Source organism: Achromobacter sp. EB05 (genome assembly GCF_044232075.1).
Taxonomy (GTDB): domain Bacteria; phylum Pseudomonadota; class Gammaproteobacteria; order Burkholderiales; family Burkholderiaceae_B; genus Achromobacter; species Achromobacter dolens.
The window spans coordinates 1571860-1598598 of the sequence record NZ_CP155917.1 but is presented as its reverse complement, the minus strand read 5'-3'; the positions used below and the strand labels follow the sequence as shown (position 1 = coordinate 1598598).

At 66.6% G+C, this 26739-nt stretch carries 21 protein-coding genes and 1 other RNA gene; 11 read left to right on the top strand and 11 right to left on the bottom strand.

Going from position 1 to position 26739, the window contains the following annotated elements; translation table 11 throughout:
- Positions 1-2: 2 nt before the first annotated feature.
- The 3 genes from pheA to gyrA are packed head-to-tail and all read right to left on the bottom strand — an operon-like array spanning position 3 to position 4868.
- Positions 3-1088 carry a prephenate dehydratase gene (pheA, locus tag AAID08_RS07260; protein ID WP_054501460.1) on the bottom strand — a complete coding sequence of 362 codons (1086 nt, stop codon included), beginning with the start codon at positions 1086-1088 and terminating at the stop codon, positions 3-5.
- Complete coding sequence (gene serC / locus AAID08_RS07255) at positions 1081-2211, bottom strand: 3-phosphoserine/phosphohydroxythreonine transaminase (RefSeq protein WP_054501461.1); 1131 nt, start codon at positions 2209-2211, stop codon at positions 1081-1083. Before serC ends, pheA begins: the two co-directional genes overlap by 8 nt.
- Positions 2211-4868, bottom strand: coding sequence for a DNA gyrase subunit A (gyrA, locus tag AAID08_RS07250; RefSeq protein WP_049072335.1), 2658 nt, complete (start codon positions 4866-4868; stop codon positions 2211-2213). Before gyrA ends, serC begins: the two co-directional genes overlap by 1 nt.
- Positions 4869-5281: 413 nt before the next feature.
- Here gyrA and ompA point away from each other — a divergent pair, with 413 nt between their 5' ends.
- The 5 genes from ompA (at position 5282) to ssrA (ending at position 9451) form a co-directional block, all read left to right on the top strand.
- Positions 5282-5875 (top strand): outer membrane protein OmpA, encoded by a 594-nt coding sequence (ompA, locus tag AAID08_RS07245; RefSeq protein WP_054429492.1) that lies wholly within the window; start codon positions 5282-5284, stop codon positions 5873-5875.
- A 142-nt stretch (positions 5876-6017) separates the two neighbouring features.
- Positions 6018-6746: a bifunctional 2-polyprenyl-6-hydroxyphenol methylase/3-demethylubiquinol 3-O-methyltransferase UbiG gene (gene ubiG / locus AAID08_RS07240; RefSeq protein ID WP_395757486.1), complete on the top strand. Its 729-nt coding sequence runs from the start codon at positions 6018-6020 to the stop codon at positions 6744-6746.
- Positions 6743-7417 carry an HAD-IA family hydrolase gene (locus AAID08_RS07235; RefSeq protein ID WP_175167614.1) on the top strand — a complete coding sequence of 225 codons (675 nt, stop codon included), beginning with the start codon at positions 6743-6745 and terminating at the stop codon, positions 7415-7417. Before ubiG ends, AAID08_RS07235 begins: the two co-directional genes overlap by 4 nt.
- Positions 7418-7798: 381 nt before the next feature.
- Positions 7799-8974 carry an MFS transporter gene (locus AAID08_RS07230; RefSeq protein ID WP_054501464.1) on the top strand — a complete coding sequence of 392 codons (1176 nt, stop codon included), beginning with the start codon at positions 7799-7801 and terminating at the stop codon, positions 8972-8974.
- Between the two features lie 88 nt (positions 8975-9062).
- Positions 9063-9451: a transfer-messenger RNA gene (ssrA, locus tag AAID08_RS07225) on the top strand.
- 123 nt (positions 9452-9574) lie between these two features.
- Here the strand turns inward: ssrA and AAID08_RS07220 are convergent.
- The 3 genes from AAID08_RS07220 to AAID08_RS07210 form a co-directional block, all read right to left on the bottom strand.
- Positions 9575-9988 (bottom strand): YidB family protein, encoded by a 414-nt coding sequence (locus AAID08_RS07220; protein WP_054501465.1) that lies wholly within the window; start codon positions 9986-9988, stop codon positions 9575-9577.
- A gap of 109 nt (positions 9989-10097) precedes the next feature.
- Positions 10098-11327 carry a lytic murein transglycosylase gene (locus tag AAID08_RS07215; RefSeq protein ID WP_395757485.1) on the bottom strand — a complete coding sequence of 410 codons (1230 nt, stop codon included), beginning with the start codon at positions 11325-11327 and terminating at the stop codon, positions 10098-10100.
- Positions 11324-12244, bottom strand: coding sequence for a ferritin-like domain-containing protein (locus tag AAID08_RS07210; RefSeq protein WP_240317363.1), 921 nt, complete (start codon positions 12242-12244; stop codon positions 11324-11326). The genes AAID08_RS07215 and AAID08_RS07210 overlap by 4 nt, the downstream gene beginning before the upstream one ends.
- Before the next feature lie 106 nt (positions 12245-12350).
- On the opposite strand from AAID08_RS07210, the gene AAID08_RS07205 reads away from it, so the two are divergent.
- Complete coding sequence (locus tag AAID08_RS07205) at positions 12351-13490, top strand: GNAT family N-acetyltransferase (RefSeq protein WP_395757484.1); 1140 nt, start codon at positions 12351-12353, stop codon at positions 13488-13490.
- Positions 13491-13494: 4 nt separating this feature from the next.
- Here AAID08_RS07205 and AAID08_RS07200 read toward each other — a convergent pair whose 3' ends face one another.
- Positions 13495-13965 carry a DUF1854 domain-containing protein gene (locus AAID08_RS07200; protein WP_049072299.1) on the bottom strand — a complete coding sequence of 157 codons (471 nt, stop codon included), beginning with the start codon at positions 13963-13965 and terminating at the stop codon, positions 13495-13497.
- 14 nt (positions 13966-13979) lie between these two features.
- The gene (locus tag AAID08_RS07195; protein ID WP_064527105.1) at positions 13980-16265 is read right to left on the bottom strand and encodes an ABC transporter ATP-binding protein; all 2286 of its coding nucleotides are present in this window, start codon (positions 16263-16265) and stop codon (positions 13980-13982) included.
- Positions 16266-16525: 260 nt separating this feature from the next.
- On the opposite strand from AAID08_RS07195, the gene cphA (AAID08_RS07190) reads away from it, so the two are divergent.
- From cphA (AAID08_RS07190) to AAID08_RS07170, 5 genes are all read left to right on the top strand, one after another.
- A complete protein-coding gene (gene cphA, locus AAID08_RS07190) occupies positions 16526-19141 on the top strand; it encodes a cyanophycin synthetase (protein ID WP_054501471.1) in 2616 nt (871 codons plus the stop codon).
- A 62-nt stretch (positions 19142-19203) separates the two neighbouring features.
- A complete protein-coding gene (cphA, locus tag AAID08_RS07185; protein ID WP_054501472.1) occupies positions 19204-21774 on the top strand; it encodes a cyanophycin synthetase in 2571 nt (856 codons plus the stop codon).
- Between the two features lie 652 nt (positions 21775-22426).
- Positions 22427-22627, top strand: a complete 201-nt coding sequence (locus AAID08_RS07180) for a CsbD family protein (RefSeq protein WP_006389412.1) — start codon at positions 22427-22429, stop codon at positions 22625-22627.
- A gap of 25 nt (positions 22628-22652) precedes the next feature.
- On the top strand, positions 22653-22817 hold the full coding sequence (locus AAID08_RS07175) for a DUF1328 domain-containing protein (RefSeq protein ID WP_006389411.1): 165 nt from the start codon (positions 22653-22655) through the stop codon (positions 22815-22817).
- Positions 22818-22901: 84 nt separating this feature from the next.
- Positions 22902-23240, top strand: a complete 339-nt coding sequence (locus tag AAID08_RS07170; protein ID WP_024068163.1) for a BON domain-containing protein — start codon at positions 22902-22904, stop codon at positions 23238-23240.
- Positions 23241-23419: 179 nt separating this feature from the next.
- Here AAID08_RS07170 and AAID08_RS07165 read toward each other — a convergent pair whose 3' ends face one another.
- The 3 genes from AAID08_RS07165 to AAID08_RS07155 form a co-directional block, all read right to left on the bottom strand.
- Positions 23420-24292 carry a PhzF family phenazine biosynthesis protein gene (locus AAID08_RS07165; RefSeq protein ID WP_395757483.1) on the bottom strand — a complete coding sequence of 291 codons (873 nt, stop codon included), beginning with the start codon at positions 24290-24292 and terminating at the stop codon, positions 23420-23422.
- Positions 24293-24441: 149 nt separating this feature from the next.
- Positions 24442-25839, bottom strand: coding sequence for a 4Fe-4S binding protein (locus AAID08_RS07160; RefSeq protein ID WP_175167611.1), 1398 nt, complete (start codon positions 25837-25839; stop codon positions 24442-24444).
- Between the two features lie 48 nt (positions 25840-25887).
- The gene (locus AAID08_RS07155) at positions 25888-26736 is read right to left on the bottom strand and encodes an FTR1 family protein (protein ID WP_054501475.1); all 849 of its coding nucleotides are present in this window, start codon (positions 26734-26736) and stop codon (positions 25888-25890) included.
- Between the last annotated feature and the right edge of the window lie 3 nt (positions 26737-26739).

The window sequence follows — 26739 nt, the reverse complement described above, 5'->3', positions numbered from 1 at the left end:
ACTCACGGCGCCGGGTAGGAACCCAGCACTTTCAGGTAGGCAACCTGCGCCCGCAGGGTATCCAGGGCGAGCGCGACATTCGGATCGTTGCGATGTCCCAGGACATCGACGTAGAAATAGTATTCCCACTCGCCGGTGCGGGCCGGGCGGGATTCGAAGCGCGTCATCGACACGCCGTTGGCCGCCAGCGGCGCCAGCATCTCGTAGACCGCGCCCGCGCGATTCGGCACCGCCAGGATCAGGCTGGTCTTGTCCTTGCCGCTGACCAGCGGCTCGATGTTGCCGATGGCCAGGAAGCGCGTGCGATTGTGCGGATCGTCCTGGATGCCGGCGCTGACGACCTGCAGGTTCCAGGCCGGCGCCGCCACCTCGCCGGCGATGGCGGCGATGGTCGGGTCGGACGCGGCCACGCGCGCGGCCTCGGAATTGCTGGCCGCGGCCACGCGTTCCAGGTCCGGGTAATTGCGTGTCAGCCAGCCCTGGCACTGGGCCAGCGCCTGCGGATGCGCGGAAATTGTCTTGATGCCGTCCATGTTGCCGGACTGCGACATCAGGCAATGGCGGATGACCAGCGAACGCTCGCCCAGGATGCGCAGCGGCGTGTTCAGCAGCAGGTCCAGGCTGCGGTTGACCGCGCCCTCGGTCGAGTTCTCGACCGGCACCATGCCGACGTCGGCCTGCCCCGCCTCGACGGCGCGGAAGACTTCGTCGAACGACACGCAGGGAAGCTTCTGCACGGCGTGGCCAAAATGCTCCAGCGCGGCCTGCTCGGAAAACGAGCCCTGCGGCCCGAGGTAGGCGACGGTCATGCCGCGCTCCAGGCCGCGACAGGCCGAAATGATCTCGGTCCAGACCGAGGCCACGCCGGCCGCCGGAAACGGACCGGGATTGAGTTGCTGCAGGCGCCGGATCACTTCGGCTTCACGTTCGGGACGCAGCACCGGACCGTCGGCGTGCGCGGCGTGCTTGACCTCGCCCACCTCCTGCGCGGCGCGGGCGCGCTGCGACAGCAAATCCAGGATTTGCGCATCGAGCGCGTCGATGCGGTCGCGCAAGGGGCGCAGCTTGCGCTGCAGATCGTCATCCATAGCGGCGCTCGAATTCCTTCAGGTACTCGACCAGCGCGGCCACGGCGGCCAGCGGCACGGCGTTGTAGATCGAGGCGCGCATGCCGCCCACGCTCTTGTGGCCCTTGAGCTGGGTCAGGCCGGCCGCGTCGGCGCCTTGCAGGAAGGCGTCGTTGAGCGATTCGTCGCGCAGCACGAACGGCACGTTCATGCGCGAGCGCACGGGGGCGTGGATCGGATTGCGATAGAAGCTGGTGCTATCAAGGTAGCCGTACAGCAGTTCGGCCTTGGCCTTGTTGGCCGCTTCCATGCCGGCCACGCCGCCATTGGCCTTGACCCACTTGAACACCAGCCCGGCGATGTAGATCGCGAAGGTCGGCGGCGTGTTGTAGCGCGAATGCTCGGCGGCCACGTTGGCGTAGTCGAACGCCGACGGGCAGATCGGCAGCGCGTGGCCGATCAGGTCGCGGCGGCAGATGGCCATGGTCACGCCGGCCGGGCCGGCGTTCTTCTGGGCGCCGGCGTACATCATGCCGCAGCGGCTGACGTCCATCGGACGCGACAGGAAATGCGAGGAAGCGTCGATCACCAGCGGCACGTCGGGCGCGCCGAGCGCGGCCGTGTCGGGCCAATCCAGGAACTCGACGCCGCCGATGGTTTCGTTGCTGCACAGGTGCAGGTACGCTGAATCCTTGCGCACCTTCCAGGTGTCGACCGGCGGCACCCAGGTGAACGGCGCCTGCTCGCGGCCGTCCAACTGTATCGCCTGACCGCTGGTGGCCGCGACCTGCGCGTCACCGTAGCGGCCGGCTTCCTTGTGGGAACGCGACGACCAGTGGCCGGTCACGACGAAGTCGGCCGCCGGCGTGCCGCGCCGTCCCATGAGATTCATGGGAACGATGGCGTTCTCCCCGGAACCTCCGCCCTGCATGAACATCACCGCGTAGTCGGGAGACAGGCCGAGCAGATCGCGCAGGTCGCTTTCCGCTTCGTCGCAGATCTGCACGAAGTGCTTGCCGCGATGGCTCATTTCCATCACGGACATGCCACTGCCGTGCCAGTCCAGCATTTCCGCAGCGGCTTGCTGCAGCACCACCTCGGGCAAGGCCGAGGGGCCTGCCGAGAAGTTCCAGGGGCGGGCCATTATTGCTCCGTAGGTTCCGTCGAATCCGTTGCAGCGGCGTCGCCGTTGCCCTCTTCCTGGCCATCGTCCAGGTCTTCGCTGTCATCGTCCGCGTCGCTCTCGACCACGCGGCGCACGCCGGACAGCGAGCTGCCGTCGTCGACGTTGATGAGGGTGACGCCCTGCGTGGCGCGGCCCATTTCGCGGATTTCCGCGACCCGGGTACGCACCAGCACGCCGCCGGTGGTGATCAGCATGATTTCATCCGAAGGCATCACCAGCACGGCGCCGACCACCTTGCCGTTGCGCGAGCTGGTCTGGATGGCGATCATGCCCTTGGTGCCACGGCCGTGGCGCGTGTATTCGGTGATCGGGGTGCGCTTGCCGTAGCCGTTTTCGGTGGCCGTCAGCACGCTCTGCGTTTCATCCCCGGCCACCAGCAGCGCAATCACGTTCTGCGTGTCCTCGAGCATCATGCCGCGCACGCCGCGGGCATTGCGGCCCATCGGGCGCACGTCGTTCTCGTCGAAGCGCACGGCCTTGCCGGCGTCCGAGAACAGCATGACGTCGTGCTTGCCGTCAGTGAGATCGGCGCCGATCAGGTAGTCGCCATCGTCCAGGTCGACCGCGATGATGCCGGCCTTGCGCGGGTTGGAGAAGTCGGACAGCGGGGTCTTCTTGACCGTGCCGCGCGAGGTCGCCATGAAGACGTAGTGGTCTTCGCTGAATTCCTTGACCGGCAGCACCACCGTGATCTTCTCGCCTTCGGCCAGCGGGAACATGTTGACGATCGGCTTGCCGCGCGAGTTGCGCGTGCCTTGCGGGACTTCCCAGACCTTGAGCCAGTAGACCCGGCCGCGGTTCGAGAAGCACAGCAGGAAGTCATGGGTGTTGGCGATGAACAACTGGTCGATCCAGTCGTTTTCCTTCATCGCCGTGGCCTGCTTGCCGCGGCCTCCGCGCTTCTGCGAGCGGTACTCGGACAGCGGCTGGCTCTTGATGTAGCCGCCGTGCGACAGCGTCACGACCATGTCGGTGGGCGTGATCAGGTCTTCGGTGTCGAGTTCGGTCGCGTTCAGCTCGATTTCCGAACGGCGCGTGTCCTTGGCGCCGGTGGAGAACTCGGCCTTGATGGCCTGCAGCTCTTCGCCGATGATGGTGGTGATGCGCTCGGGACGGGCCAGGATGTCCAGCAGGTCGGCGATGGCGGACATGACGTCCTTGTATTCGCCGACGATCTTGTCCTGCTCCAGGCCGGTCAGGCGCTGCAGGCGCATGTTCAGGATTTCCTGGGCCTGGGTGTCGCTCAGGCGGTACAAGCCGTCGCCCTGCAGGCCGAACTCGGCGCCCAGGTCGTCCGGACGGAAGGCCGCGCGGCCGCCCGGCGTGTCGCCGTCGGCGCGCGACAGCATTTCGCGCACCAGCGAGGAATCCCAGGACTTGGCCATCAGTTCCTGGCGCGCGACGGGAGGCGTCGGGGCGGCCTTGATGATGGCGATGAAGTCGTCGATGTTGGCCAGCGCCACGGCCAGGCCTTCCAGCACGTGGCCGCGCTCGCGGGCCTTGCGCAACTGGAACACGGTGCGGCGGGTGACCACTTCGCGGCGATGCTGCAGGAAGTAGTCGATCATCTGCTTCAGGTTGAGCAGGCGGGGCTGGCCGTCGACCAGCGCCACCAGGTTCATCCCGAAGGTGTCCTGCAGTTGCGTGTTCTTGTAGAGGTTGTTCAGCACCACCTCGGGCACTTCGCCGCGCTTGAGCTCGATCACCAGGCGCATGCCGTCCTTGTCGGACTCGTCGCGGATGTCGGAGATGCCTTCGATCTTCTTGTCGTTGACCAGCTCGGCGATGCGTTCCTGCAGCGTCTTCTTGTTGACCTGGTAAGGGATCGCGTCGACCACGATGGCCTGGCGGTTGCCCTTCTCCATGTCCTCGAAGTGGGTCTTGGCGCGCATGATGACGCGGCCGCGGCCGGTGCGGTAGCCTTCGCGCACCCCGGACATGCCATAGATGACGCCGCCCGTGGGGAAGTCCGGCGCCGGGATGATCTCCATGAGTTCATCGACCGAGCACGCCGGATTGCGCAGGCAGTAAAGGCAACCGTCGACCACTTCCTGGAGGTTGTGGGGCGGAATGTTGGTGGCCATGCCGACGGCGATGCCCGAGCTGCCGTTGACCAGCAGGTTCGGCAGGCGCGAGGGCAGCAGCAGGGGTTCCTGCTCGCTGCCATCGTAGTTGGGACCGAAGTCGACCGTTTCCTGGTCGATGTCCGCCAGCAGCTCGTGGGCGATCTTGGCCAGGCGGATTTCGGTGTAACGCATCGCCGCGGCGTTGTCGCCGTCGATGGAACCGAAGTTGCCCTGACCGTCGACCAGCATGTAGCGCATGGAGAAATCCTGCGCCATGCGGACGATGGTGTCGTAGACGGACTGGTCGCCGTGGGGATGGTACTTACCGATGACGTCCCCGACGATACGCGCGGACTTCTTATAGGCGCGGTTCCAGTCGTTGTTGAGCTCGTGCATCGCGTAGAGCACGCGCCGGTGGACGGGCTTGAGCCCGTCCCGCACATCCGGTAGCGCCCGCCCGACGATCACGCTCATCGCGTAATCGAGGTAACTGCGGCGCATCTCTTCTTCCAGCGATACCGGAAGCGTCTCCTTGGCAAAGGAATCCATATATATAACGACAGAATCGTGTAAGGAGGAACCCGGGCCGGGTAAACAGGAAATTCTATCATTCGATTGGGATCGCGGCCCCAAGGGCCCCGAGCGGCCATCGGCGCGGCCCCGCAACCGGATGTCGGCGGCAAGCGGCACCGGTGCGTTCGCCAAGGTCCCGCGAGCCTGTTGTCAAAAACCAACATGGCAAACGGATGGAGCGCGGAAAACGTCATATCCAGCACCAATGCGGCTGTCCAGGGAAGCCAAAGCCCCCCAAATGCCTTAAGATTGTTTCCAGCACGCAGGAAACCCAGTAGCTATTCCTTTGAACCAGCTCTTGGCGTTGCTATACTGGCCCCGTTTTCCTGATATGCGGCGGGGGTTCGCTGCGAGTCACTTATCCAGCTTCAAGCTCAACGAGGAGAAACATGAACAAACCCTCCAAATTCGCTCTGGCGCTCGCCTTCGCCGCCGTCACGGCCTCGGGTGTAGCCTCGGCCCAGACCTATCCCCAGACGGTGGACAACTGGCGCAATCCGTTCGGTAACGTTTGGAAGAACGGTACGAACGAACTGTGCTGGCGCGATGCGTTCTGGACCCCGGCCACCGGCATCCCCGGCTGCGACGGCGTTCCGGTTGCACAACAGAAGGCGAAGCCGGCCCCGATGGCGGCCAAGGTCGTGTTCAACGCTGACACGTTCTTCGACTTCGACAAGTCGACCCTGAAGCCAGAAGGCCGTCAACTGCTGGACCAAGTCGCCCAGCAAGCTCGCGGTATCGAGCTGGAAACCATCATCGCCGTCGGCCACACCGACTCGATCGGTACGGACGCCTACAACCAGAAGCTGTCCGAGCGCCGTGCCGCTTCGGTCAAGGCCTACCTGGTCAGCAAGGGCATCGATCCGAACCGTATCTACACGGAAGGCAAGGGTAAGAAGAACCCGATCGCTTCCAACAAGACGAAGGAAGGCCGCGCCCAGAACCGTCGCGTTGAAATCGAAATCGTGGGTAGCCGCAAGTAATTGCCGGACTAGCTACAATAAAGGGCCTCGCATCGCGAGGCCCTTTTTTTCGCCCGGCTTGCACTAATCCGGTGCAAACGCTCCGGCGCCCGCGGGCGCCGCCGACCCTCTATATATAGAGCCGTCTTATGCTGGACCGCCCATGAGCCCCCAAACCCACGATTCCGCCCAAGCCACCGTCAACGCAGACCAGGCCGAACTGGACAAGTTCGCCGCGCTGGCCAGCCGCTGGTGGGACCCCGAAAGCGAATTCAAGCCCCTGCACGCCATCAACCCCCTGCGTCTGGAATGGATCCAGGAAAGCGTGGGCAGCCTGGCGGGCAAGAAGGTGCTGGACGTCGGCTGCGGCGGCGGCATCCTGTCGGAAGCCATGGCCCGCGCGGGCGCCGAGGTCACCGGCATCGACCTGGCCGACAAGTCGCTCAAGATCGCCAAGCTCCACGGCCTCGAATCGGGCGTGAAGGTCGAGTACCGCAAGGTGCCGGTGGAACAACTGGCGGCCGAGCAGCCGGGCCAATTCGACGTGGTCACCTGCATGGAAATGCTGGAACACGTGCCGGACCCGGCCTCCATTGTGCGCGCCTGCGCGACGCTGACCAGGCCGGGCGGCTGGGTGTTCTTCTCGACCCTGAACCGCAATCCGAAGTCGTTCCTGTTCGCCATCATCGGCGCCGAATACGTGCTGCGCCTGCTGCCGCGCGGCACCCACACCTACGATATGTTCATCAAGCCGAGCGAACTGGCATCAGCCGCCCGCGGCGCCGGCCTGGAACCGGTGGGCATGCGCGGCATGGAATACAACCCGATCACGCAGATCTATTCGCTGACGTCCGACACCTCGGTCAACTACCTGATGGCTACCCGCAAATGAGCGCCCTGATCCTGTTTGATTTCGACGGCACGCTGGCCGACACCGCCCCCGACCTGGCCGCCGCCGCCAACCAGCAGCGCACCCGCCGGGGACTGGAACCCCTGCCCTACGAAACGCTGCGCCCGGTCGCGTCACAGGGCGCGCGCGGCCTGCTGCGCGTGGCGCTGGGGCTGAAGCCGGGCGATGAAGAATACGAGCCGACCCGCCTGCAATTCCTCGAAGACTACGCCGCCAGCTCCACCGTCCACAGCAAGCTGTTCCCGGGCATCGAGGCGCTGCTGGCCGATATCCGCCAGCGCGGCCTGTCTTGGGGCATCGTGACCAACAAGGTTACCTACCTGACCCTGCCGATCGTCGAACACCTGAACCTGACCCGCGACAGCGCCGTGCTGGTCTGCGGCGACACCACCGCCCACGCCAAGCCGCATCCCCTGCCGCTGCAGCATGCCGCGCGCGAGGCCGGTTTCGCCACCGACCGCTGCGTCTACGTCGGCGACGACCTGCGCGACATCCAGGCGGCGCACGCGGCCGGGATGCCGGCGGTCGCCGCCGCCTATGGATACGTCGGCGAAGAAGACAACATCAGCACCTGGGAAGCCGAGACCTGCGCCAACACCCCGGCCGAGCTGTGGGCGGCAATCGAGCCGCTGCTGCCGCGCGATCTGCGTTAAGGCGCCGTCATCCTCGCTGATCTCCCATGTCCCGCATCGCCGCCCAGCCTGGCGGCATGCGGGCCGGGATGACAGCGGCACGGCCGGATTAGTTGGCCTGACCGAACAATTTATCCGACTGAAAAGGGTTTATCCCCGGCCGCCGGTGAATTAAAGTGTCTTCAATGCAAGGCAATGCGGGTGCCTCCCGATTGCCTTTCCCGGCCAAAGCCGGGCGCCGCGCGGCGAAGCCCGCACGGCGACTCTCGTTACGCATCGACGGTTTGCCACCCTCATGCGCCCGCGCGCCGACGTCTCCCCGGCGCGCAACCTAGACCTTTTAGACCATCAATCCGTCCACCGCGCGTTGCCTCACAGCTTCGTGCGCACCTGGAATTGCCCATGCTTTTACCCATCCTGCTACTTTCGGCCGCCGGTTTCACCATCCTGACCACCGAATTCCTGATCGTCGGCCTGTTGCCCAGCCTGGCCCGCGATCTGGATGTCACGGTTTCCCAGGCCGGTCTGCTGGTGACACTTTTCGCCTTCACGGTGGCTGCCACCGGCCCCCTGCTGACCGCGCTGATGGCCAACATCGAGCGCAAACGACTGTTCATCAGCGTGCTGGCGCTGTTCGGCCTGTCCAACGCCCTGGCGGCGGCAGCGCCGAACATCTGGGTCATGGCCGTCGCCCGTTTCGTGCCGGCGCTGGCATTGCCGGTGTTCTGGTCGCTGGCCAGCGCCACCGCGGTGGAACTGGTGGGCCCCGCCCGCGCCGGCCGCGCCATCTCGATGGTGGCGTTCGGCATCGTCGCGGCGACGGTGTTCGGCATTCCCATTGGCGTGCTGATCTCCGACGCCTTCGGCTGGCGCGCGGCCTTCGGCGTGCTCTCGGCGGTGGCGTTCGCCAAGGCCCTGTTGCTGCTGCTGGCCTTCCCCAGCACCCGCATCCGCGCCGAAAACGTGAAACTGGTGACGCAACTGCGCATCCTGCGCAACCCGATCGTGGTGGGCCACGTGCTGCTGTCGTTGCTGGTGTTCACGGGCATGTTCACCGCCTACACCTACCTGGCGGACATGCTGGAGCGCCTGGCCGGCTTCAATGGCCAGATCGTCGGCTGGACCATGATGGCGTTCGGCGCCGTTGGCCTGATCGGCAACACCCTGGGCGGGCGCATGGTCGACCGTAGCCCGTTGGGCGCCACCGCGCTGTTCTCGTCGCTGATGGCGGTCGGCCTGGCCTTCGTGGCGCCGGTGATGCAATCGCATGGCCTGCTGGCCGTAGCGCTGACGATCTGGGGCATCGCCCAGGCGGCGCTGTTCATCGTCTGCCACGTGCGCCTGATGAAGTCGGCGCCGGAAGCGCCCGCCTTCGCCGCGTCGCTCAACATTTCGGGCGCCAACATCGGCATCGGGCTGGGCGCCGTGGTCGGCGGCCACGTAATCGACCAGTACGGCCTGGCCTCGCTCGGCTGGGCGGCTGCGGTCATCGTCGCGGTATCCGTCGCCCTGGCGTTCGTGCTCATGGCGGCCTCGCGCGCCCGTCCTGCCGGCAAGGCAGCCTGCGCCAACGCCTAGGCCACATTGCGGTATTCGCGCCACGTCCGGGCGGGCGGGCGCGGAAACGCAGCGGGCTATCGCGTTTACCAGTACAATAGAAGTTCTTGGGGCCGATCCGGATTCGACGTGGGTCGCGAAACAACTCAGGGCATGCCGAGCACCAGTACGCTCGTTAAACCACTGGAACACTACAAACGCCAACGACGAGCGTTTCGCTCTCGCCGCTTAAGCGGTGAGCCGCTGCACTGATCTGTCCTTGGGTCAGGCGGAGGAAGGCAACTTCCTAGGGGGGCAACCCTCGAACCGCAGCAGCGACATTCACAAGGAATCGGTTTGAACTGGGGTCACACGGTTCAAATTTAAATTACGTGAATCGCTCTGGTCCGGCCTGTCGGTTGGCTAAGTCCAGGGTTAAAACCAAATAGATCGACTACGCATGTAGAACTGGTTGCGGAGGGCTTGCGGACGGGGGTTCAATTCCCCCCGGCTCCACCAAATTTCCGCCATAGCGCCAAATGGCCGACCTTCACGGGTCGGCCATTTTTTTTGCAGCGGCCGCCACCGGCGGGAGTCAACAACGCGTGCTGCCGCGCACCGCGTTCAGGCTCATGCCGGGATTCAGCCGCGATTGCCGAACAGCCCCGACAGCGACGCCAGCAGGTCGGCGGGATTGAGCGACTGGCCGGGTTGCACCGCGCCTTCGGGAGTGGCCTTGTCAATCAGTTGCGGCAGCAGCGACGACAGCGAGCCCAGCACCGAGCCGGTGTCCTGGCCGGTCTTGGCGGCCAGTTCGTTGACCACGCCCGGGTCCAGCACCTGGCCGAGCTGGTCGGCGCTGACCGGCAGGTTCTGGCCCTTGCCGATCCAGGACGCGACGATCTCGCCCAGGCCGCCCTGCTGGAAGCTGGCGATCAGGCCGGAAAGTCCGCCCGGGTATTTGCTCAGTTGTTCGATCAGGGCGGGCAGCAGCGAGGCGGAACCTCCTTGCTGGCCGCCGCCGGCCATCGAGGCCAAGGTATCCAATAGACTCATCGCCGTTCTCCAGGAAAATCGGAAATCCAGTATAGGCCCGTGGCGGCGCCGATGTGGTCATCCAAAGGCCGGCAACCGGCGATCTTTGCAAAGCTTGTCGTTCCGGCCCTCAGCCCGCGCCGCGCGGGGCTGGCGAGGCCAGGGGAGCCTGGGAGGCCTTGAGGGCTTTCAGCGCCTTCTGACCGGCGCGGCCGTCGGCAGGCAGGCCGAGTTCGCGCTGCGCCGCGCGCAGGGCTTCGCGGGTGCGCTCGCCGATCATGCCATCGGGTTCGCCCAGCTCATAGCCGCGGGCGATCAGCAGCCGCTGCAATTCGCGCCGCTCGGCGCGCGACAGCCCCGGATCATTGGTCGGCCAGGCCTGCGCCAGCGGGCCGCCGCCACGCAGGCGGTCGGAGAGGTGCGCAATCGCCAGCGCATAGCTTTCGGCGGCGTTGTAGGAATACAGCGCATCGAAATTACGGGTCACCAGGAACGCCGGCCCCTTCGGTCCGGCCGGCAACAGCAGCCCGACGGGCGTATCGCCCCCGGGCAACGGCTTGCCGTCAGCGCGGGTCAGGCCCTGGCCGCGCCAGAACGACAGCGGACGCTTGTTCTTGCGTCCCGCGCCGGCGATGTTCGCGCCAGCGGGCAGGATCACCTCGTAGCCCCAGTCCAGGCCGCTGTTCCAGCCGGCGCGCTTGAGGAAGTTGGCCGTGGAGGCGAGCGCGTCGGGCACGCTGTCGATGAGGTCGCGGCGGCCGTCGCCGTCAAAGTCGACGGCCAACCGCAGATAGGTCGACGGCATGAACTGGGTCTGGCCGAACGCCCCCGCCCAGGAACCCTTGAGCTTGTCCGGGTCGATGCGCTCGTCCTGCACGATCTTGAGCGCGGCGAAGAACTCGCCGCGGAAGTACGCCTGGCGGCGCCCGAAGCAGGACAGCGTCGACAGCGAGGTCAGCAGCGGCCGTCCGCCCAGGGTGCGGCCATAATTGCTCTCCACGCCCCATACGGCCGCGATGGTGGCCGGGTCCACGCCGTAGCGCGCCGCGGCGCGGTCCAGTTCGGCACGCCAGCGCTCGATGCCGGCCTTGCCGTCGGCGACGCGCTCGTCGTCGACCAGCGCCGCCATGTAGTCCCAGATCGGCGTCTTGAATTCCGGCTGCGCATCCAGCAGGCCGATCACCGCCATGTCGGGCGACAGGCTGGCGGTATGCCGGTCGAACGTGGCGCCCGACACGCCCGCCTTTGCGGCGGGGGCGCGCAATCCGGCCAGGCAAGCGGCGAAGGTGTCGGCGGCGTGCGCGGCGGGCGCGGACAACGCCAGCATGGCGGCCAGGGGAATGGCGCGACGAAAGGTCATCGAGAAAGCGCTCCTGCGGATGCGTTGGCCGCGCCGCCGTCGGGGCGGCGCTGGCTGTCTTCGGCTTCGCCCATGACGGCGCGTTTGTCGAGCAAGGCGGCCAGTTCGGCCTCGTCGAAACCCGCCGCGCGGCGCGCTTCCATGTTGAAAGGGCCACGCAGCCGCGGCGCGTTGTAGCGGCTGGCCAGCTCGGCATAGCAGGCGACCGGCTCCCTGCCCTGCTCGGCGCACAGCCGCTTGTACCAATAGTTGCCGATGGCTACGTGGCCGATCTCGTCGCGCAGGATGATGTCGACGATGGCCGCGCTCCGCGCATCGCCGGCGCCGGCCAGCTTGTTGCGGATCAGCGGCGACGCATCCAGGCCGCGCGCCTCCAGCGTGCGCGGCACCAGCGCCAGGCGCGCCAGCAGGTCGCCGCAAGTGCGTTCGGCCATCTCCCACAAGCCGTTGTGGCCAGGAAAGTCGCCATAGGCATGGCCCAGGTCGGCAAGCCGCTGATTGAGCAGGTCGAAATGCGTAGCCTCTTCGCGCGCCACGCGCAGCCAGTCGCGGTAGAACGCATCCGGCATGCCGGCGAAACGCCAGAGGATGTCCAGCGCCAGGTTCACAGCGTTGAATTCGATGTGCGCCAGCGCGTGCAGCAGCGCCGCGCGGCCCTCCAGCGTCGCCATGGAACGCTGCGGCACCTCGGACGGCGCCACCAGCACCGGCGCGGCGGGCCGCCCGGGCAATCCATCCGGCGTCGCGTAGCGCCGCACGCTATCGAGCGGGGCATCTTCGCCGATGGCGCGCACCCGCGCCAGCTTGTCGGCCCAGCCGGTGGCGGCCAGCGCCTGCAGGGCCTGGGCACGCAGACAGGGCGTGCCGGGTTCGTGCGGATCGCTCCCGTTCACGGGAAGGATCGAATTGCTGTCCATGAAGATTTCCGGTGCGGGACGGAACAACGCCGCCCGCAAGACAATAACCATGCGCGGTCATCCCGCGCCGCGCGCCATGCGCCACTGAAGACTTTATCATTCGTTCATGGATTCGCCGCTACGCCTGACCATCGAGACCGACCTGTCGCGCATCGACGCCCGCCAATGGGATGCGTTGGCCGGGGACCAGCCGTTCCTGCGGCATGCGTTCCTGCACGCGCTGCACGATTCCGGCTGTGCCGCGCCGCGCACCGGTTGGTCGCCCCATTATCTGATGCTGTGGCGCGACGACGCGCTGGCGGGCGCGGTGCCGCTCTACCTGAAATCGCATTCGCGCGGCGAGTACGTGTTCGACTACGCCTGGGCCGACGCCTTCGAGCGTCACGGCCTGCGCTACTACCCCAAGCTGCTGGCGGCCGTGCCGTTCACCCCGGTCTCGGGCCCGCGCCTGCTGGCCGGCAGCGACGAAGACCGCGACACGCTGGTGCGCGGGCTGGTCGCCTTTGCCGAAGAGATCCAGGTGTCGTCGCTGCACCTGCTGTTTCCGGCCACCGCGGACCTGCGAGCCCTGCGCGAGGCCGGCTTCATGGTGCGCGAAAGCGTGCAGTTCCACTGGACCAATCCTGGCTACTCCGATTTCGACGCCTTCCTGGCCACGATGAGCCACGACAAGCGCAAGAAGATCCGCCAGGACCGCAAAAAGGTGGCGCAGGCCGGGCTGACGTTCCGCTGGCTACGCGGCGCGCAGATCGACGCCGCCGACCTCGACTTCTTCTATCAGTGCTATTGCCATACCTACTTCAACCACGGCAACCCGCCGTACCTGAGCCGCGAATTCTTCCTGCGCGCCTACCGTGACCAGCCCGACGCCTTCGTGCTCATCCTGGCCGAGCGCGACGGCCAGCCGGTGGCGGCGGCCCTGAACCTGGCGGGCGGCGACACGCTGTACGGGCGCTATTGGGGGGCGACGGAATACGTGCCGGGGCTGCATTTCGAGACCTGCTATCTGCAGGCCATCGCTTACTGCATCGCCCACGGCATGTCGCGATTCGAGGGCGGCGCGCAAGGGGAACACAAGATGGCGCGCGGGCTGCTGCCCACGCCCACCTGGTCGGCGCACTGGGTCGCCGACCCGCGTTTCGCGGCTGCGATCCAGCAATTTCTGGATGAGGAAACCGCCGCGGTGGATGACTACCTGGGCGAGCTCGAGACCCACACGCCGTTCAAGCGCGCGGCCCCGGACTGAGCGGTCAGAGGAAGCGATCCAGCAGCTTGCGGCTGTGCTTGTCGAGCGACAGGATGTCGCGCACCAGATAGAAGATGCCGTGGCTGTCGGCGATCAGCAGCGTCTGCGGGCTCAGGCGGCGGATGTCCTCCTCGCCCCGCAACGTGAAGCTGGTGGCCCCGCGGTCGGTCTCCACCTTCCAGACGCTGGGCGTGGCGAAGGTCGACACGCTGGCGAGCTTGCGGATCTCGGGCATGAATTCACGCCCTGCCAGTTCCTCTTCGATCAGCGCGCGCTCGGCGGCGGGCACGTCGGCCAGCCTTTCGATCCACAGCAGCTCGCGGCCTTCTCCGGTCACCAGCGACAGCCCGCGATCGGCCTCGCTGATCGGAAAGGCCCGCACCGGAATCACGCCTTCGTGCGCGACGCCGTCGGCACCCTGGAACACCAAACGCCCGAACGCATTGCGTCGCAGTTGAAAAACGGGAAGCGTCATGACGGTTATCTCGCTCAGGCCACGGCGGCCATGTCTTCGCCGCCGGAGGACTGTGCATCGGCCTCGTTCTGGCGCGCCTGCGCCTGATACAGCCGGTAGTAGGCGCCTTCACGCGCCATCAGTTCCTCGTGCGGGCCCTGCTCCACGATCTGGCCACGGTCCAGCACCACCAACCGATCAGCCTTGCGCAAGGTGCTCAGGCGATGGGCGATGGCGATAGTGGTGCGGCCGCGCACCAGGTTGTCGAGCGCCTTCTGGATTTCCTTCTCGGTGGTGGTGTCGACCGACGAGGTCGCTTCGTCCAGGATCAGGATGCGCGGGTCGATCAGCAGCGCGCGCGCGATCGAGATGCGCTGGCGCTCGCCGCCGGACAGCGCCTGGCCGCGCTCGCCGACCAGCGAATCGTAGCCATGCGGCAAGCGCAGGATGAATTCATGGGCATGGGCGGCGCGGGCCGCCGCCACGATCTCGTCGCGGGTAGCGTCCGGCTTGCCGTAGGCGATGTTCTCGGCGATGGTGCCGAAGAACAGGAAGGGCTCCTGCAGCACCAGCCCGATGTTGCGGCGGTAGTCGGCCACCCGCACCGAACGGATGTCGGCGCCGTCCACCAGGATCGCGCCTTCCGACACGTCGTAGAAGCGGCAGATCAGGTTGATCAGGGTGCTCTTGCCCGAGCCGCTGTGCCCGACCAGGCCGATCATCTCGCCGGGCGCGATGCTCAGGTCCAGGCCGCGGATGACCTGGCGGTTGCCGTAGCGGAAACCGACGTCGCGCAACTCAATGCGGCCGTTGACCTGCGGCAGCTTGGCCGGGTTCTGGGGTTCCGGCACGCTCGAGACGTGATCCAGGATGTCGAAGATGCGCTTGGCGCCGGCGGCCGCCTTCTGCGTCACCGACACGATGCGGCTCATCGAATCCAGGCGGGTGTAGAAGCGCCCGATGTACGCCAGGAACGCCGCCAGCACCCCCACCGTGATCTGCTTCTGCGAGACCTGCCAGATGCCGAAGATCCACACCACCAGCAGCCCGACCTCGGTCAGCAGCGTGACGGTGGGCGAAAACAGCGACCAGGTGGTGTTGACCCGGTCGTTCACTTCCAGGTTGCGGTTGTTGGCCTCGCGGAAACGCGCCACTTCGCGCTTCTCCTGGGCAAAGGCCTTGACCACGCGGATGCCGGGAATGGTATCGGCCAGCACGTTGGTGATCTCCGACCAGATGCGATCGACCTTCTCGAAGCCATGGCGCAGGCGGTCGCGAACCGCATGGATCATCCAGATGATGAACGGCAGCGGCACCAGCGTGACCAGCGCCAGCCACGGATTGATCGACACCAGGATCACCGCGGTCATGGTGATCATCAGGATGTCGTTGGCGAAGTCCAGCAGGTGCAGCGACAGGAACACGCAGATGCGGTCGGTCTCGCTGCCGATGCGGGAAATCAGGTCGCCGGTGCGCTTGCCGCCGAAATACTCCAGCGACAACTGCTGCAGGTGCTCATAGGTGGTGGTACGCAGGTCGGCGCCAATGCGCTCGCTGACCCAGGCCAGGATGTAGGTCCGCGCCCAGCCCAGGCCCCACGCCAGGATGGCGGAACCGAGCAGCCCGCCCAGGTACAGGCGGACCTTGCTGTAATCGATGGGCGCGCCGTTCTGGAACGGAATCAGCACGTCGTCCATCAGCGGCATGGTCAGGTACGGCGGCACCAGGGTCGCCGCGGTGCCCAGCAGGGTCAGCAGGAAACCGGCCAGCAAGGGCCCGCGATACGGCCGCGCGAAGCGCCACAGGCGCAGCAGCGCCCAGGTGGTCGAGGGCGCCGCCTGCTCCTGGTTGCAGACCGGACACTCGTCCTGCCCAGCCGGGATGGCGTTGTTGCAGATCGTGCACTGGCGTTCGCCCGCCTCGGCTTGTGGCTGGCCGGACAGGCGGATTGCCTGTTGGGCCTCGAACTGGCCCAGCAGCCGCAGCGCGGCCGGATTGCAGGCCAGCGTGAAGCGCCAGATGCCCAGGCGCGCGGTGTCGTCGTGCAGCTCCAGCACGGCCGCGCCAGCGTGGTCGGAAAGATTCAGGGACAGTTGAGGGCCGTACGCCCAGGATTCCCAGCCGGTATCGGCCGCATTGCGGGCGATCAGGCGGCGATCGGTGACGGCGACCAGGCCGGGCTGGAACTTCAGCCGCTGGTCCAGGTCTATTTCAAGCCAGGCCAGCAGGGTCTCATCCTGCGCCAGTTCCGCGCGGATGTCATCCCGCCAGCGGGCAGGAAAGGCTTCGGCTAGGCCGGAAAGCAGGTGTGTTTTTTTCATTAGAACGCATACCGGGCCAGGACTCTGCCCTACAAGGCGGCGACGGCATGCCAACCCCGGGTTGGCAACGTGTCCCTTCCTTACAACACAACGAGTTCACGCCTTTGAAGGCGTCGTATAGTATCAGCCGATTTTTCTAATTAGGAATATCTGGGATCCCCCACTCGTTGGCATTATTCTTAAGGCGCAACCCCAATAAATTCGCGGTCTTGCATAGGGGCGTCCGCGCGTGCCAACCTGCTTCTCAAGTAAATTAAAACATGAAAAAGAAAGACATTGAATTCCTCGATGTCGTGGCTTTGCGCGGCCCGAACATTTGGACGTACCGTCCGGTACTCGAGGCGTGGGTGGATATCGGCGAACTGGAGGACTATCCCTCCAACACGATCCCCGGCTTCTACGAGCGCCTGACCGCCTGGCTGCCGACCCTGATCGAGCACCGCTGCAGCCCGGGCGTGCGGGGCGGTTTCCTGTCCCGCGTCAAGGAAGGCACCTGGCCCGGCCACATTCTCGAACATGTCACCCTTGAGCTGCAGAACCTGGCCGGCCTGCGCGGCGGCTTCGGCAAGGCCCGTGAAACCTCCACCCGCGGCGTCTACAAGGTCGTCGTGCGCGCCTGGCAGGAACAGGTCACCCGCACCGCCCTGAACGAAGGCCGCGATCTGGTCATGGCCGCCATCGAAGACCGTCCGTTCGACGTCGACGCCGCCGTGGCGCGCCTGCGCCGGCTGGTCGACAAGCACTGCCTGGGCCCCAGCACCGCCTGCATCGTCGATGCCGCCGACGACCGCGACATCCCCTACATCCGCCTGTTCGAAGGCAACCTGGTGCAATTCGGCTACGGCTCGCGCCAGCGCCGTATCTGGACGGCCGAGACCGACCGCACCAGCGCCATCGCCGAAGGCATTTCGCGCGACAAGGACCTGACCAAGGAACTGCTATCGACCTGCGGCGTGCCGGTGCCGGAGGGTCGCCTGGTCGACAGCGAGGACGACGCCTGGTCGGCCGCAGAGGACATCGGCCTGCCGGTGGTGGTCAAGCCGTATGACGGCAACCACGGCCGCGGCGTGTTCACCAACCTGACCACGCGCGAGGAAGTGGTTTCCGCCTACCGCGTCGCCGTCGACGAGGGCAGCGGCGTCATCGTCGAGCGCTTCGTGCTCGGCAACGAACACCGCCTGCTGGTGGTCGGCAACCGCATGGTGGCCGCCGCGGCCGGCGAGCCGGCCTGGGTCACCGGCGACGGCAAATCCACCATCACCGAGCTCATCGACAACCAGATCAACACCGACCCGCGCCGCGGCCGCACCGAAAACCACCCGCTCAATCCGGTGCGGCTGGATTCGGCCGCGCGCCTCGAAATCGCCCGCCAGGGCCTGTCCGAAGACAGCGTGCCGGCCGACGGCCAGCGCGTGCTGGTGCAGCGCAGCGGCAACGTCGCCTTCGACGTCACCGACCGCGTGCACCCCAGCGTCGCCGCTACCGTGACCCTGGCGGCCCGCGTGGTCGGCCTGGACATCGCCGGCGTCGACCTGGTGGCCGAGGACATCTCGCGCCCGCTCGACGAGCAGCGCGGCGCCATCGTCGAAGTCAACGCCGGCCCGGGTCTCCTGATGCATCTGAAGCCGGCCGACGGCCCCCCGCGCCCGGTCGGCCACGCCATCGTCGAGCACCTGTTCCCCGAAGGCGATGCCGGCCGCATTCCCATCGTCGGCGTCACCGGCACCAACGGCAAGACCGTGGTCGCGCGCCTGATCGCGCGCCTCTTGCACCTGTCGGGCAAGCGCACCGGCCTGGCCTGCAGCGAAGGCCTGTACCTCGACCGCCGCCTGGTGCAAAAGGGCGACCGCGCCGATTTCGCGTCCGGCACCCGCGTGCTGATGAACCGCAACGTCGACGCCGCCGTCATCGAGAACGACAGCGGCGTGATCCTCGGCCAGGGCCTGGCGTATGACCGCTGCCAGGTCGGCGTGGTCACCAACATCGACGACGCGGACCATCTCGGCGACTTCGACATCAACGAAACGGAGCGCATGTTCAATGTGTTCCGCACCCAGGTCGACGTGGTGCTGCCGACCGGCGCCGCCGTGCTCAACGCGCGCGATCCGCGCGTGGTGGAAATGGCGGAGCTGTCCGACGGCGCCGTGATCTTCTTCGGCATCGATCCCGCCCTGCCCGCCATCACCGCCCACCTGCAACAGGAGGGCCGCGCGGTGTTCGTGCGCGACGGCGCCATCGTGCTGGCGCAAGGCGCGCACGAAGAGCGCCTGGCCGACGTCGCCGCGATCCCGCTGACCCATGGCGGCCGCGTCGCCTTCCAGGTCGAGAACGTGCTGGCAGCCGTCGGCGCCGCGTGGGCGCTGGACATCCCGGTCGAACTCATCCGCGCCGGCATCGAGACCTTCGACATCGACCAGGCCGACGCGCCCTGGCAGTTCACCCTGTTCGAGCGCAACGGCAGCACCGTGGTGGTGGACGATGTCCACAACGCCTCCGCGTTGCGCCCGCTCATCACGGCCATCGACCAGTTCCCAGCGACCACCCGCGCCGCCGTCTATTCGGCTGGCGCCGACCGCCGCGACGTGGACCTGATCGAGCAAGGCAAGCTGCTGGGCGATGCGTTCGACCGCGTGGTGCTGTATGACGACACCACTGTCACCAGCAAGCGCCCCGCCGGCCAGGCCCGCGCGCTGCTGCGCCAGGGGCTGGAGCAAGGCAGCCGCGTCAAGCAGATCCTGGACGAGCCGGATCACGGCAGGGCCATCGAGAGCCAGCTCGCCGGCATTGCGGCGGGCGACTTCGTGCTGCTGCAATCCGACGAAGCCTTCTCCGGCCCCACCATCGATCTCGTCCGCCGCTGGATCCAGCAACACTGACATCATCGCGCGCGCCGCGGCGGCCCGCCGCGGCGCGCGCAAGCTAGACAGGAATACCTGCCATGGAAGTTTCCCGTATCCGAGCGCTGCGCGGCCCCAACCTGTGGAGCAAGAACACGGCGATCGAGGCCATCGTGTCGTGCGCCGACGCCGAATGCTCGATCGACAACCTGCCCGACTTCGAAGCCCGCCTGCGCGCGCGCCTGCCTCAGACCGGCCTGCTGCGCCCCGAAGGCCACCAGGGCGCGGTCTCGATCGCGCACGTGCTGCAGATCGTCTCGCTGACGCTGCAGGCCTACGCCGGCTGCCCGGTCACGTTCGGCCGCGCCTCGCCCACCACCGAACCCGGCGTGTTCCAGGTCGTGGTGGAATACAGCGAGGAAGAAGTCGGCCGCCTCGCCATGGACCTGGCGCAGCAACTGGTGCAGGCCGCGCTGGACGACACGCCGTTCGACCTGGCCGACGCCCTCAAGCGCCTGCGCGAGCTGGACGAGGACGTGCGCCTCGGTCCCAGTACCGGCTCCATCGTCAACGCCGCCACCGCCCGCAACATTCCGTACCGTCGCCTGACGCAAGGCAGCATGGTGCAGTTTGGCTGGGGCAGCAAGCAGCGCCGCATCCAGGCCGCCGAGACCGACCTGACCAGCGCCATCTCCGAATCGATCGCGCAGGACAAGGACCTGACCAAGATGCTGTTGGACGCCGCCGGCGTGCCTGTGCCGCTGGGCCGCTCGGTCACCACCGCCGAAGACGCCTGGGCCGCGGCCCAGGAGCTGGGCGGCCCGGTGGTGGTCAAGCCGCGCGACGGCAGCCAGGGCCGCGGGGTGGCGGTCAATATCGAGACGCGTGAACGCGTGATCCAGGCTTTTGAAGTGGCCGAGGAAATCAGTTCCGAAGTCATCGTCGAACGCTACATCCCCGGTCACGACTTCCGCCTGCTGGTGGTGGGCGGCGCGCTGGTCGCGGCCTCGCGCCGCGATCCGCCGCAGGTCACCGGCGACGGCGTGCACACCATCCGCCAACTGGTCGAGCAAGTCAACGCCGACCCGCTGCGTGGCGATGGCCATGCCACTTCGCTGACCAAGATCCGCTTCGATGACATCGCGCTCGCGACGCTGAAAAAGCAGGGCTTCGACGCCGACTCCGTGCCGGCGCCGGGCACCCTGATCTTCCTGCGCAACAACGCCAACCTGAGCACGGGCGGATCGGCAACGGACGTCACGGACGAGGTCCATCCGGAGATGGCGGCGCGCGCCGTTTCGGCCGCGCGCATGATCGGCCTGGACATCTGCGGCGTCGACGTAGTGGCCGAAAGCGTGCACTACCCGCTCGAAGAGCAGAACGGCGGCGTGGTCGAAGTCAACGCCGCGCCCGGCCTGCGCATGCACCTGAATCCCTCGTTCGGCAAGGGCCGCGCGGTGGGCGAAGCCATCATCGCCAATATGTTCGCCGATGGCGAGGATGGCCGCATCCCGCTGGTGGCGGTGGCCGGCACCAACGGCAAGACCACCACGGTGCGCCTGACCGCCCATATCCTCGGCGTGGCCGGCAACCGCGTCGGCATGACCAACTCCGACGGCGTCTACGTCGACAACCTGCGCATCGACACCGGCGACTGCAGCGGCCCGCGCAGCGCCCGCAGCGTGCTGATGCATCCGGACGTCGATGCCGCGGTGTTCGAAACCGCACGGGGCGGCATCCTGCGCGAGGGCCTCGCCTTCGATCGCTGCAACGTCGCGATCGTCACCAACATCGGCATGGGCGACCACCTCGGCCTGGGGTACATCAGCACCGTCGAGGACCTGGCCGTGGTCAAGCGCGTGATCGTGCAGCATGTGCATCCGAGCGGCACCGCCGTGCTAAACGCGGCCGACCCCATCGTGGCGGAGATGGCCTCCAGTTGCCCCGGCTCCATTACTTACTTCGCCGAAGACCGCAACCACCCGATCATGTCGACGCACCGGGCCCAGGGCCTGCGCGTGGTGTACCGCGACGGCGACGCGATCGTCGCGGCCCAGGGCAGCGAGGAAACCCGTTTCCCGCTGGCCGAGATCCCGCTCACGCGCAACGGCACCATCGTGTTCCAGGTCGAGAACGCCATGGCCTCGATCGCCGCGGCCTGGGCGCTGAATCTGGACTGGAGCATCATCCGCCGCGGCCTGGCCACCTTTGTCAACGACGCCCAGACCGCGCCCGGCCGCTTCAACGTGTTCGACTATCGCGGCGCCACCGTGATTGCCGACTACGGCCACAACCCCGATGCGATCCAGGCGCTGGTACGTGCGGTCGATGCAATGCCCGCCAAGCGCCGCGCGGTGGTCATCAGCGGCGCCGGCGACCGCCGTGACGAAGACATCCGCATGCAGACCGAGATCCTCGGGGAAGCCTTCGACGACGTGCTGCTGTATCAGGACCAATGCCAACGCGGCCGCGCCGACGGCGAAGTGCTGGCCCTGCTACAGCAAGGCCTGGTCAACGCCAGCCGCGCCCGCCACATCGAGGAGATTCACGGCGAGTTCCTGGCGATCGACACGGCGCTGGCTCGCCTGCAGGCGGGCGATCTTTGCCTGATCCTCGTGGACCAGGTGGAAGAGGCGCTGGAACACATCGCCCAACGCATCCGCGAAAGCTGATCCCGATCCGGAAATCGCATGAAGACGGGGCGCGAAAGCGCCCCGTTTCTTTTGGATGGCCGCGGCGGGTCGCCGCCCCACCGGACCTGGCGCCCGATCGTAGCCCTGGCCCTAGCCGTGCGGCGCCGAGACGGGCGCCGCGGCCTGATAGTGGTCCGTCACATGGGCGCATCCCAGCGCGGCCATCGTGGCCAGCGCCAGCAGAATCGTGCCAAGGAATCGTCGGGTCATGCGTGCCCTCTCGTGAGTGATGTCGCCAGACCGCGCCGGTCTCGGAACCGGCCGCGGAGCCTGCCCCGACTATACCGATCCAGCGGGCATGGGGCCAGCGTCGGTGACCCGTCGCGAGGCATCACGCGCCACCGCTTTTATGCGAATCGGCCGTACAGGTCCCGTTACCAGCCCCGCTCAAAAGGGCTCAATAGGTTGCTCAGATGTAACTCCCGCTCTGGTACGCCTGCGCTACCTGACCGTCATAAGACGCACGGTTTGCCCCGTCCCCGGCCGTTACATTTACCCACAGCGCCCCTTTGACAGCCCTCGTCGCCGCCCTGTACCTTGAATCCAAGCTGATCAGTGCCCAACTCAACCGCGAATACAGAGCTTATCGGCCATAAGCCGCTGCGTTCGCCACTAACGAAGAGAGGTCACCATGAACAACGACATCATCGCTGGCAAGTGGAAGCAACTGACCGGTAAGGCCAAGGCGGCCTGGGGTGAACTCACCGACGACGAGCTGACCCGCACCGAAGGCAACGCCGAACGCCTCGCTGGCCTGATCCAGGAGCGCTACGGCAAGACCAAGGAACAGGCGGAAAAGGAAGTGCGCGATTTCTTCGATCGCAACCCCTGATCCCGCGCCACCAGGAGAAGCCGACATGTTGCACTACGCCGTAGTTTTCTTCGTCATTGCGATCATCGCGGCGGTCCTGGGCTTCGGCGGCATCGCCGCCGGCGCCGCGGGCATCGCCAAGATCCTGTTCTTCGTCTTCCTGGTTCTGGCGCTGCTGTCCATTCTGGGCGGCGCATTCCGCAAGAAATAGAAGAAGAACATCGCACCCAAAGAACTTTCGCTTAGCCGTTGCGTCCTGAACGCGCTGAAAACCACATACACAAGGAGCACAACTATGGAATTTCGCAAGCTGATCGCCGCCGCCGCACTGGGTACGGGCGCTGTCTTCACTTCCATGGCCTTTGCCGCCAATGACGGCAAGCCCAAGCAATCCGTGGGCGAATACGCCTCCGACGCGACCGTGACCACCAAGGTCAAGGCCGCCTTTGTGGCCGACAAGCAACTGAGCGCGCTGGACATCGCCGTTGAAACCACCGATGGCGTGGCCAAGCTGACCGGCACCGTCGGCACCGCCGCCGAAGCCGACCACGCCGCCACCGTCGCCCGCGGCGTCGAAGGCGTGAAGCAGGTGATGAACAACATCAAGGTCGACCCGGCCAAGAACAAGAAGTAACCCGCCGGGCCTTGATGGCCATGCAATGAAAAACGGCGCCTGTGCTCACACACAGGCGCCGTTTTTCATTGCGCGCGGGAAGCCGACAGTCCAGAGTCCGCACCGGACCGCTTTGCCGCCAGCAGCACCCCGGCCCGCCTGACAGGCACAGCCCCGTCATGCCGGACCCGCGCGCACACTCAGACGTCCACCGTGCCGCGCCCGATCTCCAGCGCGCGGCCGCCCACCTGGATGCGGCCATCGGCCTGCACATCCAGCAGCAACCGGCAAGGACGGCCCATCTGGTCGCCCTGCTCCACCAGGAAACTGGCGGGCAGCGCATGCTGCCGATGCCGCAGCCAGCCGCCCAGGTTGGCGCAGGCCGATCCGGTCCCGGCATCTTCCTGCACCCCGCCGCCGGGCTTGGCGTAGAAATAACGCGTCACCACGACATCGCGCCCGTCCTGCTGGCGATTCGGGTCGAAGGCGAACATATAGCAGACCTTGCGCCCCAGGCTGTTGGCCTGCCAGCGATCCAGCCGCGAGGCATCCGGATTCGCGCGCCGCAACGCGTCGACGTTCTTGAGCGGCACCAGTAGCTGGTCCGCGCCCGTATCCACCCAGAGGGGATCATCCGCCAGGTCATCCAGGTCCAGCCCCATCAGTGCGGCAATATCAGCGGCCGGCAGCGTCGGCGCCGCCGTGCGCACGCCATTCGGGCAAGGCGCGGTGAAAGTCCAGGCGTCACCCTGCGCGGTGACCGGCACGACGCCGGCCTTGAATTCCAGCGTCAACGCATCGCCGCGCTTGAGCAGGTCGCGCACCACTTGCGACGTGCCGATGGTCGGATGGCCCGCGAAACCCATCTCGAAGCCAGGCGTGAAAATGCGCACCCGCGCATCGGCCACGTCGGACGGCAGGATGAAAGTGGTTTCGGAAAGATTGAACTGCGCCGCCAGCTCGCGCATGGTGGCATCGTCCATGCCACGCGCGTCTTCGAATACACAGAGGGGGTTGCCGGTGAAGGTGCTGGAGGCGAAGACGTTGAGAAGACGGAATGCGTAGGTGGCCATGGGCTGGAGGGAAGGTTGCCGTGGGGAGGAAAATAGACCCTCCACTTTATCGCACCACGCCGGGCCAAGGGACGCTCCCGCGGCCGGGATAATGCCGCGCCGGCCCCCGGCACCGGCCCCCCAACGGCCGCATCGCATCCCTGCCACTGTCACCAGATGGCGAAGAACAGCACCCAGGCCCAGCAGAACGGCGCCAGGCCGGCGGCCAGCACCAGCCACGCCGCGCCCTTGCGCGCCAGGCTTACCGGGCGCTGGTTGAGCAACCGCGCGAACAGGCGCAGGGTCCACAGCACGGCCAGCGTCAGCAGCGTAAAGCGCACCGGCGCCGCCCACGCGGCGCGCACGCCCTCGTGCTTGAGCAGGTTGATGGTGGTGGCCGACAAGCCCAGGAACACGCCGATGCCGGCCGAGGGAATCAGGCCCTGCGCCAACTTGTGCAATCCGGGGCGGAACCAGCCGCCCGCGGGCTGTCCCTCCACTGGCGCCGCTGGCGCCAACCGGTCGGCGATCCACAGCGACAGGAAGCTGGCGCCGCCGATGCAGATCGTCGCGCCCACCACGAACATCATGATGCCGGCGCCGTCGAGCCAGGAGAAGCTGTCGTTCACTTCCGGATAGTGGGTCAGGATGAACCACGGCGCGTTGTCCATCAGAGGCCACATGATGTCATGCTCGACCAGCCAGGTCGCGGCCCACTGCTTGGCGGTCACGTACCACGGACTGGCGCTCCAGAGGAAGGCGCCCATGGCAATGCCCATCAGGCCGAAGCACAGCAGCGCGGTCTGCCACGGTTCGCCATCGGTGACGCTGACGACCTCTTCCTCGGGCGAGCGCGGCGTCAGCGCAATGGCGCCGCGATAGCCGCTGCACCGGCCGCACACGTGGCAATCGCCGGCACCCTTCATGTGACGCAAAGGCACCAGCGGCGCACAGTTGATGGGTTCGATCCGGATGACCGGATGGCGCCACTTTTCCTCGTCGACCTTGAAGTGCCACGGCGCCAGCTTCGCCAGCAGGTTGAAGACGCCGTTGACCGGACAGAGGTACTTGCACCAGACCCGTTTGCTGCGGCCATAGCGCCAACCGACGATCATCGCCGCCACCGTCGAACCGCCCAGCACCGCCAGCACCGCCAGCGGATACTGGTAGACGCTGACCAATTGGCCGTAGATGGTGGTGAGCGCGAAGGCCACGAAGGGCCAGCCGCCCCAGCGCATCCACTTGGGAATGGCATGCCCCTGGCCGCGTTCGCTGGCCCATTCGGTGAGCATGCCCTCCGGACAGAACCAGCCGCACCAGGCGCGTCCCAGGATCGGCATGGAGATCAGCACGAACGGCCACCACACGCCCCAGAAGGCGAACTGGGCCACGATGGTCAGGTTGTTGAAAACCGACGCCGAATTGTCCGGCAGCGGCATGATGGCCGGCACGATCAGCAGGAACGCGTATATCGCAACAATGCCCCACTGCAGCTTGCGCAACAGAGGGGCATGGTCTCGAAGAAAGTCGGCGATACGGGAGGTTGCCCTCCCGAGTGCAGCTGCCATGGTCAAACCTTCATTAATTCAGTCCGATAGACACGTTGGAATCGGCGCTCAAGAGGCGGCGCGGGTGACCGCGACCGGCGCGGACTTGCCGCCCACCCAGCGCAGCAACGTCCACACCACGATCCAGTACGCAACCCACAACAGTACCGAAATCAGGGCGGGCAAGGCGCGATAGCCCGCGAAATCAGCCAGAATCTTGCCAACGCCGGTGCTGTCGCTCAACAGCCACGAGCTGTCCCAGACCGGGTCGACGAGGGTCGGCAGCACGTCCAGCGAAATCAGGTGATCCAGGCCGCCCACCAGCAACGAGCCGGCCAGCAAGAGCAACAGGATTTCGGTCACGCGGAAAAAACGACGCCAGGTGATGAGCTTGCCACCCAGTTGCAGCAGCCAGAAGGTCAGCAGCGCCACCAAGAAACCGGCCACCCCGGCCAGCGCCAGCATCAGCATGTCGCTGCCGCCATCGCCCGCCGCGACGGTGCCGTACAGGAACACCACGGTTTCGCTGCCTTCGCGGGCCACCGCGATGGCCACCAGGACGAACAGGCCCCACCAGTTGTCGTGGGCCACCGAGGAGCGGGCGCCGCTTTCGAGCTCGCTCTTGAGGGTGCGACCGTGCTTCTTCATCCACACGACCATCTGCACCACCAGCACGCAGGCCGCCAGCGACATGATTGCCTGGAACCATTCCTGGCCTTCGTCGCTGAGCCACGACGATACGCCCAGCAGCACCAGCGCCAGCGCGATTGCCAGGGCCAGCCCCGCGCCAACGCCACCCCACAGATACTTCAGTCCGCGCTTGCCTTCCGGCGTCGCGCGCAGCCAGGTGTACAGAATGCCCACCACCAGCATGGCTTCGACGCTTTCGCGCCAGACGATGAAAAGAACCTGTTCCATGTG

Excerpts from the sequence above, each read along its gene's own strand:
- pheA (WP_054501460.1), bottom strand. The coding sequence starts at position 1,088 with ATGGATGACGATCTGCAGCGCAAGCTGCGCCCCTTGCGCGACCGCATC.
- serC (WP_054501461.1), bottom strand. The coding sequence starts at position 2,211 with ATGGCCCGCCCCTGGAACTTCTCGGCAGGCCCCTCGGCCTTGCCCGAG.
- gyrA (WP_049072335.1), bottom strand. The coding sequence starts at position 4,868 with ATGGATTCCTTTGCCAAGGAGACGCTTCCGGTATCGCTGGAAGAAGAG.
- ompA (WP_054429492.1), top strand. The coding sequence starts at position 5,282 with ATGAACAAACCCTCCAAATTCGCTCTGGCGCTCGCCTTCGCCGCCGTC.
- ubiG (WP_395757486.1), top strand. The coding sequence starts at position 6,018 with ATGAGCCCCCAAACCCACGATTCCGCCCAAGCCACCGTCAACGCAGAC.
- AAID08_RS07235 (WP_175167614.1), top strand. The coding sequence starts at position 6,743 with ATGAGCGCCCTGATCCTGTTTGATTTCGACGGCACGCTGGCCGACACC.
- AAID08_RS07230 (WP_054501464.1), top strand. The coding sequence starts at position 7,799 with ATGCTTTTACCCATCCTGCTACTTTCGGCCGCCGGTTTCACCATCCTG.
- AAID08_RS07220 (WP_054501465.1), bottom strand. The coding sequence starts at position 9,988 with ATGAGTCTATTGGATACCTTGGCCTCGATGGCCGGCGGCGGCCAGCAA.
- AAID08_RS07215 (WP_395757485.1), bottom strand. The coding sequence starts at position 11,327 with ATGACCTTTCGTCGCGCCATTCCCCTGGCCGCCATGCTGGCGTTGTCC.
- AAID08_RS07210 (WP_240317363.1), bottom strand. The coding sequence starts at position 12,244 with ATGGACAGCAATTCGATCCTTCCCGTGAACGGGAGCGATCCGCACGAA.
- AAID08_RS07205 (WP_395757484.1), top strand. The coding sequence starts at position 12,351 with ATGGATTCGCCGCTACGCCTGACCATCGAGACCGACCTGTCGCGCATC.
- AAID08_RS07200 (WP_049072299.1), bottom strand. The coding sequence starts at position 13,965 with ATGACGCTTCCCGTTTTTCAACTGCGACGCAATGCGTTCGGGCGTTTG.
- AAID08_RS07195 (WP_064527105.1), bottom strand. The coding sequence starts at position 16,265 with ATGAAAAAAACACACCTGCTTTCCGGCCTAGCCGAAGCCTTTCCTGCC.
- cphA (WP_054501471.1), top strand. The coding sequence starts at position 16,526 with ATGAAAAAGAAAGACATTGAATTCCTCGATGTCGTGGCTTTGCGCGGC.
- cphA (WP_054501472.1), top strand. The coding sequence starts at position 19,204 with ATGGAAGTTTCCCGTATCCGAGCGCTGCGCGGCCCCAACCTGTGGAGC.
- AAID08_RS07180 (WP_006389412.1), top strand. The coding sequence starts at position 22,427 with ATGAACAACGACATCATCGCTGGCAAGTGGAAGCAACTGACCGGTAAG.
- AAID08_RS07175 (WP_006389411.1), top strand. The coding sequence starts at position 22,653 with ATGTTGCACTACGCCGTAGTTTTCTTCGTCATTGCGATCATCGCGGCG.
- AAID08_RS07170 (WP_024068163.1), top strand. The coding sequence starts at position 22,902 with ATGGAATTTCGCAAGCTGATCGCCGCCGCCGCACTGGGTACGGGCGCT.
- AAID08_RS07165 (WP_395757483.1), bottom strand. The coding sequence starts at position 24,292 with ATGGCCACCTACGCATTCCGTCTTCTCAACGTCTTCGCCTCCAGCACC.
- AAID08_RS07160 (WP_175167611.1), bottom strand. The coding sequence starts at position 25,839 with ATGGCAGCTGCACTCGGGAGGGCAACCTCCCGTATCGCCGACTTTCTT.
- AAID08_RS07155 (WP_054501475.1), bottom strand. The coding sequence starts at position 26,736 with ATGGAACAGGTTCTTTTCATCGTCTGGCGCGAAAGCGTCGAAGCCATG.